A 7,842-nucleotide genomic window follows, 5' to 3' on the forward strand; every position below is an offset into this window, starting at 1 on the left:
TTGGGTTTGATTCTTTCATATAGCTATAATACTATATTTTATGGGTTTGGTATAATATTCCAAGAAAGCGTAACACTAAATTATCAAATGAACATATGGATTGGCATTTATACAAGTCTCGTCATTTGGTTGAAAATGCTTTTTGCCGTATTAAGCATTATCGGGGTATTGCGACAAGGTATGAGAAGCTTAAACGTAATTATGAGAATTTGGTTGCTCTAGCCTTTGCTTATCATTGGCTGAAGCTTTGAATGTTCAACAGAACCTAGCTGTCATGGAGGTATCTTTATCATTCGATAATGCAGTAGTCAATGCATCGGTTCTCAAGCACTGGGATAAATTTTGGAAAACAATTTTTTTAACAGTTGGTATTCTAGTAGCTGTATTTGGTATGCGCTTGCTTTTCCCAATTGTTATCGTGGCATTGACAGCTGATATGAGTATGACAGATGTCATAAATATGGCGTTAAATCAGCCTAAGCTCTATTCTGAAAAACTTATTGCTCATCATGGGGTCAGCACAGAAAACGGAAAAAATAGGGCGGTAAGGAATTTTGTCGAGTATTTTTAAGCGTTTTTCAACTGTCTAAAAAACCAGGGTTTAATAGACACTTTGCTCTCACCAGATTTAAATGGCTATTCTAGCGATTTTTTGTATAACAACTCATTTATTAAATAGCGTATGATAAAGCCTTATATTTTGCTTTATAAACATTCGCAAAGGCACTTATGAAAATCGGCTATGCTCGCACATTGACGATTGACCAACTCCCCCTTGATTTATAACTTGACGCACTAATCAACTGTGTTTGTGAAAAAATCTTTCAAGAGCAAATTTTCTCAGTAAAAGATAAACGCCCTCAACTAGAAAACTGCCTTCAAGCTTTGCGATCTGGTGATATGCTCTACATATAGCGACCTGATGGGATCTAAATTGATTTAAAAATACTCAAAGCCAGTAAGTCTTTGTTTTAGAAGGTGTTAAAATTCGATAAAATTCCTGAACGTGCTATTATTCCGTTTTCTGTGGTGACCTCTATAAGCAGGTTTTTGAAGTTCGAATTATCAATCAAAAATTACGCCTTCATTTAAACGCAATTGCAAGCTATCAGTAAAGGTGACTGAAAAAGGTGTCGCGCCATTTAACTCAAGGCTATTGAGCCTTTGTGTCATTGGGTGAGTGTTCGTTGAATCAACACTTAGCTTAAGATTACCTTTAGTGGCAATTTTAGCGCCATTTAATGTACGTGTATCTGCGGTTGCCCTTATTAACGCATCATTTAACATTGAATATAAAACTAAGTCTGCCCAAGGGGCGGTAACTGAGACGCCGATCGTACCTGATAATGACAAGATGGATGTTTGAGGATTCTCTGGATGTTTGACAGAACTACTAAAATCCTTATCGTTTAAATTAAAATCAATATCGGTGACGAATTTCGGGTAGCCCCATAATTCTTTACCTGCACGACACGCAGCTTCAGTGGTTACCGGTAAATCACAAATCCACATACCGGTATTGCGTCGATCTGGTGGTAATGTCATTTCCATCAATGGATGAGCAGGTGTGTCTTGGTCTGCAGGATAGACAAGCATACTCGATGCAACTTCGTGATAAGGCTCGCCATCAGTTAATTCACGATAATCATAGAAAGCTAGACTAAATAGCGCTTTATTGCCTATAAGCTTGGCAACCTTTAACTTTGGATTGTCCAATACACTGACTGCTTTGTCATAATCCACCATAAAAAAAGCAATCAGGCTTGACACATCAAAGTACTTAATAGGCAGCTGAGCTTGACCTTGTGACATCTGTCTTGTGTGGGTGGCTTGTTGAAAAAATGGGTCAGCATGCCATTTATTATTCACGTTTTTATTCATTATCATAGGTTAAGTACCTTTTTTATTATCAGGTTGTTTTTAAGCGGTTTTATTTAAACATGACAATAAAAAAGTATAAAGTATTGTTGTGTAAGGTAATGCGTTCTACTCAATTAATTTAAAGTTTGGTAGGCATAACTAAATCTGATATATGCTGAAAAACGGAAGAAAATATTTGGTAACCTAGAATACTAAACAGAAGTTTATCGTGACTAAGAAAAGAATACAGTTAAACATTCAAAGCTGAATCCATCGTCAAATTCAAAGAAAATAACAGTAACATCAATCTACCAAGTTTTTTTCTCCATTGTTGACAGCAGAGGTCACTAGTTACCCCATACCTCATCAGCAATCTCTTTAATTAAATCGAGTTTTGCCCATTGAGCTTCTTCAGTCAAAATATTACCTTCTTCGGTTGAGGCAAAACCACATTGGGGACTTATACATAACTGGTTAATATCTACAAACTGGGCTGCTTCTTTAATCCGCTCAATAATAACGTTTTTATCTTCCAAATCGCCTGTTTTTGACGTGACCAGACCTAGTACAACTTGCTGATTTTTGATATGTTGTAACGGTGCAAAATCTCCCGCGCGTTCACTATCATATTCTAAGAAAAAACCATCTACTCTGCAGGTACCAAACAACACCTCAGCAATAGGCGCATAACCACCTTCAGAGAACCAAGTTGAACGAAAATTACCACGACAAATATGCATGGTAATTTGCATATCATCAGGTTTGGCATCTACAATACGATTGAGTACCGTCACATAATTTTTAGCAACTTTATCCAAATCAATACCACGAGCCTCAAATTCCGCTCGTTTATCGAGCGAGCAAAACTGCCCCCAACTTGTATCATCAAGTTGTAAATTACGTAGACCTAATGCATAAAATTTGTTTAACGCTTTAATGTATGCGTTAGCAATGTCATCAAATAGCTGGCTTTCTTCTTGGTAAAGGTCAATCGGCTGGTAATTTTCATCACGTATACAAGCCAATAAGTGCAGCATACTGGGTGATGGGATGGTGAATTTTGTTGGGTAATTACCCGCACAATCTTTTAAAAGTTGATAGGCTTTGACAAAGGGATGGTCGTCACTAAAGTCGATTTTACCCACAATGGCAATGGTGTTACCCTTAGGTTTCGCACCCTTAAACGCAACAGGAAATTTTTCAAGGCTAATCATCTCAATGCCATCTAGCCCCGCTAAAAAATCTAAATGCCACCACACACGGCTAAATTCACCATCGGTCACGGCGTGCAGTCCATGGCGTTTTTGTAGATTCACAAGATTTTGGATTTCGTCTTTTAGGATTTTGTCAAATGCCGCTTGGTTGATTTTGCCAGTTTGCAATTCGGTTTTGGCATTTTTTAGCGCGTCAGTGCGTAAAAATGACCCTACTACATCGTTACGGTATGGCGCTTGGGTTCGTGGGGTTGCCTGCGCAAATATTTGGCTCATAGTTGATTCGCTTTTGTTAAAAAACTTGAGGCGTGACTATAAGAGTTTTTAGCTAATGAGACAAACGCTGATTTTTCAAGGTAAAATGAATTGCGTTTAAGGTTGTGACTACTAAACTGTGGGTTTGGTAATACATTTTAAGCATCCGTGCAGTTTTACTTAGCGTAGGCACTGACTTGTTTTACATTCAAGGAATGTATATTTTATCCTATTACGACAGCACTATTGTTAACTGATTCATCTTCAAACTCAACTTGCCTAATACTTGTTATGTTAAAATAATATTTTTAAAATCAATTATTTGCCTACTCCATTTTCAATATTATTAAGAGATATTATTGATAACTCACACTATAAACACTATTGCTTACCCTTTTGGCAATAAATAACATAATTGAGTCTTACTTGTTACTCTCTTTAATCTGACTAAGTGATGCCTCATCAAGTTTAACATCATCTTTAGTGATTGGCGTTGTTTCAATCACTTGTTCTGGTACGAATCGTACTTGCAGTTTAGCTTGTGGGCGACTTGGAAAGCGAGCCCTAGATAATGCAATAATTTTTTGTTCCATTGATTGGATATCACTATGTTTCGGTGCTGTTAAACCTTGTAATAATATGCGAATAAGGTAAGGTTTAGACGTATCAGTAGGCGATTTTTTAGTGGTTTTATCTGCCACATCATAGCTAATGCTAACTACATAATTTGGCTGATTTGCAATGGATTGTTTAACAATTTTATTGACGGCTGCTTCATAACTTTGTTGTTTAAGTTTTTGCTGAAAATTCAGGGTTAAATAAATACTAATCCCGATTAACAGTACCAAGGATACCGCATTGCGACGTATAAATAGCAAGCTTTGCTGCCATTTAGAATCCTTAACTTTTTCATCTTCTGCCGCATCGGTATCAAGCCTTCGAAACCCTGCAACCCAGAGCACAAGTGCATTGGTAAACTGAATCGCTAAGATATTGGTTAGCGTCAAAATCAATGCCCCTAATGCCAAATCGTATTTACCATTTGCTAACAATATGCCGCTAGCGGTCAGCGGTGGCACCAAAGCGGTTGCCACTGCCACTCCTACTACGGCAACAGATAAATTGCGAGAAATCGTGGCATACGCGCCGGCAGTTCCGCCTGCGAGTGCTACCATCACATCCATAGTATTGGGGGCGGTACGGGCGATGATTTCTTGGCTTTGTGACTGTTCTGGGTAAAGCAAGCCTAATATCATACCAATCGCATATATCAGCACACCGCCTGAAAATAACGTCAGTAAGGATTTTTTGAGTAAGGCAAAACGCGCATCGATAATGGCTAGCGCAATACCGCTGATAGGTCCAATCAGCATCGCCACTAGCATCGCACCAATCACAACCGCAGGGGAGTTAGCCAATAAACCAAAACCAGCAATGATTGCCGCCAGTCCATTTAACAAATAAAATGCCCGTGTGGGTAATGCCCCCGATTCGATATTGATACGCACTTGACGATAATCAATGGTTTGTTCGCTATTTTTTTTAGCAAGATACTGTTTAAAGGCTTCGTACTGAGCTTCTTGCTGTTCTTCTAACTGCTTTTGTACAGTTTGATGAATATTCTTGTCGATCATCTCAAAGGTTAACGTTTTATTTGGTTCATTTGAGGCGTCAATATTATGAGTTTGATGCTTAGCATTTAAATGAGGTTCTGTGGTCGATTTCCTGTCAGTTTTATCGCTATCTTCCTCTTCATTGGCATTACTACTAAGCTGCTCATTTACCGCTTGGGCAACAGCTTCGATAGTTTTCTCATCAAATCCTTGATCGGTTAAATTTTCAATATCCTCTTGCGTCAGTGCAAGGGCGTCGGTAACTTCTACTGATGCCTTGTCGGGGACAACTGAGGTTTTATACAAGCTAAAAGATTGATCAACTAGTTTAGGATTATCTTTTATTTTGGTAAACGTTAATGTGCTTAAATCCATCATAATAATTTTACTTGATTAAAGGACAAGGTTAGTTTTTTATATCTGAACTATTTTCTATTTTTACCAATAATGGATGGTTGGTATCCAATGTAGTAACCGGAAAAGGAATGGATATATTCGCTTTTTCCAATGCCTCCTTAACCAAAATAATAACTTCATTGATAGAAGCTACTCGATTAGTCTGTGTACCATCATCGATAAACCAACGTACCCTTAAAACCACGCTGCTATCTGCTAACGCTGTAGCAATTACAGACGGTTCTGCCAGTTTCGATACTGTTGGCGCTGCCTTTAACACACTTAAAATCACTCGTTGAGCATCAATGATGTTGTTTTCATACCCGATGCCTACATCGAATTCTAGACGGCGTTGTGAATAGGCAGTATTGACGGTCATGGTACTGGTATAAAGTTGAGAATTAGGAATTACGACTTTTCTGCCGTCATAGGTGCGGATTGTGGTTGCACGTATTTGAATATCTTCGACCGTACCTTCAAAATTGCCCGAAATAATTTGGTCGCCAATACGAAATGGCTCTGATAATAATAACAATATGCCTGATAATAGATTTTGGAAGATGTCTTTAAAAGCAAAACCAATCGCAACCGACCCTATCCCTAATGCACCAATGAGTTTACCCGGTGTGAAGCTTGGTACAGCGATAATCATGGCGACCATAAAGCCTAAAAATAAAATAAGTGCACTACCCACCCGCCTAAAGACTGTAACTAAATTTTGATGGTGTTTACGACTCCCTAGTATTCTAGTGACCGCTTTTTTAAAAAAAATCGACAACACCCAAAATATTACAAACACAAGTGAAGCAACTATCAAATATGGAATGCGGCTTATCATCTGCTGCAATAGATGATTCGCTGATGTCATAATGGTTTGGTATTCATTCACCTTGTCGCCCAGCATATCCGCTTGGCTCACCATACTGACATAGGTAGTAGGCAAATAATCAATAAAAGATAGGATTAATTCAAACATATTGATACCTTTATAGCACCTTTAGCTGACTGGCTGTCACACTTTTTGCCACTCGGCCAATCGTTAGACCTTGAATTAAAATGGAAAATACCACAATCGCATAAGTCAACGTTAATAACAAATCTCGCTCGGCACCGGCAGGTAATTGTAATACTAATGCCACTGAAATACCGCCTCGCAGTCCACCCCAAGTCAATACTTTCCAAGCACCTTTGGGCAAACCTAAATATTTTTGTAGATTAAACGTTACACCGCCAACAACCATCAAACGAGCGAGTAAACCAATAGCTACCGCTAATATCGCCGCTATTAGCAAATTGCTATTCAAACTCACCATCACAATTTCAAGACCAATCAATACAAACAAAATGGCATTTAAAATCTCATCAACGAGTTCCCAAAACAAATCCACATAGTGACGAGTATTATCGCTCATGGCATAGCTTCGCCCTTGATTGCCGACCATTAAACCCACGACAACCATCGCAAGTGGTGCTGATAAATGCCAGTGACTGGCCAAGGCGTAACCGCCTAACACCCCAGCTAAAGTTAATAACACCTCTTCTTGATACGAATCAATGCTCTTTAGCAAATAGTAGAGAATTGTTCCTAGTAACAAGCCAAATGAAATACCACCACCCGCTTCAATTAACAATAAATGCCCGATATGCCCTGCGGTTGGTATCTCACCACTGGTCAATACGCCAAGTAGCAACATAAAAATCACTACCCCTACCCCATCATTAAACAATGACTCGCCTGAAATCACCGTGTTGAGGCTTTTAGGGGCATTAGCATTGGCTAAAATCCCCATAACAGCAATCGGGTCGGTTGGTGAAATGAGCGCCCCAAACAATAAACACCAGATAAAACCAAGGTTAAATCCTAGCCATTGTAAGGCGACATACGTCAATCCTGCGACAATAAAAGTTGATACCACCGTACCTACCACAGCAAGCAAGGCTATAGGCAGCTTATAGCGTCGTAAATCCTGCAAGTTGATATGCAATGCACCAGCAAATAACAACATGGAGAGCATCCCATCCATGAGTATTTCAGTGAAATCAAGCTGACCGACCAGCATTTTTTCATAATCAATCAGTGTATCAAATCCTAAGGCATTGAGAACAATCGCAATAAGTGAGAGCAGTAGTGAGATGACCATCACACCGATGGTAGTCGGTAGACCGATAAAGCGATGATTGATATAAGCAAGTAAGGCAGTCAAGGTCAAGAAAATAGCAGCAATGTCAAAAGCATTCATGCGTCTGATCTCAAAATAAAATTTGTATCAGTGTAGCGAAAACTAATGCATAATTCAGCTAAAATCGCAATAAGGGTGTTGATGTGAATTACTTAGGGTTCAATCTTAGACAAGCATCGGCTCTTTGTCTTTAACCTGGGGTCAGCACAGAAAACGGAAAAAATAGGTATTTAACGACTTTTATCGAGTATTTTTAAGTATCCTTTAATTGTCTAAAAAACCAGGGTTTTTTAGACAAATATAAACTACCTTAAGAAACTCGTC

At 38.7% G+C, this 7,842-nt stretch carries 4 protein-coding genes and 3 pseudogenes; 2 read left to right on the plus strand and 5 right to left on the minus strand.

From position 1 onward, the window contains the following. Positions 1 to 53 precede the first annotated feature (53 nt). A pseudogene (locus RTL34_RS11395) lies at positions 54 to 251 on the plus strand (transposase); the annotation flags it as partial. Beyond that, positions 233 to 568 (plus strand): annotated as a pseudogene (locus RTL34_RS11400) (DUF475 domain-containing protein); the annotation flags it as partial. The pseudogenes RTL34_RS11395 and RTL34_RS11400, both read left to right, overlap by 19 nt. Positions 569 to 1,065: 497 nt before the next feature. On the opposite strand, the gene RTL34_RS11405 reads toward RTL34_RS11400, so the two are convergent. From RTL34_RS11405 to RTL34_RS11425, 5 genes and pseudogenes are all read right to left on the minus strand, one after another. Then, positions 1,066 to 1,869, minus strand: coding sequence for an acetoacetate decarboxylase family protein (locus RTL34_RS11405; RefSeq protein ID WP_312117019.1), 804 nt, complete (start codon positions 1,867 to 1,869; stop codon positions 1,066 to 1,068). Between the two features lie 338 nt (positions 1,870 to 2,207). Next, entirely contained in the window at positions 2,208 to 3,350 is a 1,143-nt protein-coding gene (locus RTL34_RS11410) for a 5-methyltetrahydropteroyltriglutamate--homocysteine S-methyltransferase (RefSeq protein ID WP_312117020.1), read from the minus strand. A gap of 401 nt (positions 3,351 to 3,751) precedes the next feature. Further along, positions 3,752 to 5,200: pseudogene (locus tag RTL34_RS11415) on the minus strand (DUF389 domain-containing protein); the annotation flags it as partial. Between the two features lie 148 nt (positions 5,201 to 5,348). Further along, positions 5,349 to 6,314 carry a mechanosensitive ion channel family protein gene (locus RTL34_RS11420; RefSeq protein ID WP_312117024.1) on the minus strand — a complete coding sequence of 322 codons (966 nt, stop codon included), beginning with the start codon at positions 6,312 to 6,314 and terminating at the stop codon, positions 5,349 to 5,351. A 10-nt stretch (positions 6,315 to 6,324) separates the two neighbouring features. Then, a complete protein-coding gene (locus RTL34_RS11425) occupies positions 6,325 to 7,578 on the minus strand; it encodes a cation:proton antiporter (protein WP_312117026.1) in 1,254 nt (417 codons plus the stop codon). Positions 7,579 to 7,842 lie beyond the last annotated feature (264 nt).

Origin of the sequence: Moraxella sp. CTOTU47915, assembly GCF_031986685.1 — a bacterium.
In the GTDB taxonomy this organism is placed as follows: Bacteria; Pseudomonadota; Gammaproteobacteria; order Pseudomonadales; family Moraxellaceae; genus Faucicola; species Faucicola tetraodonis.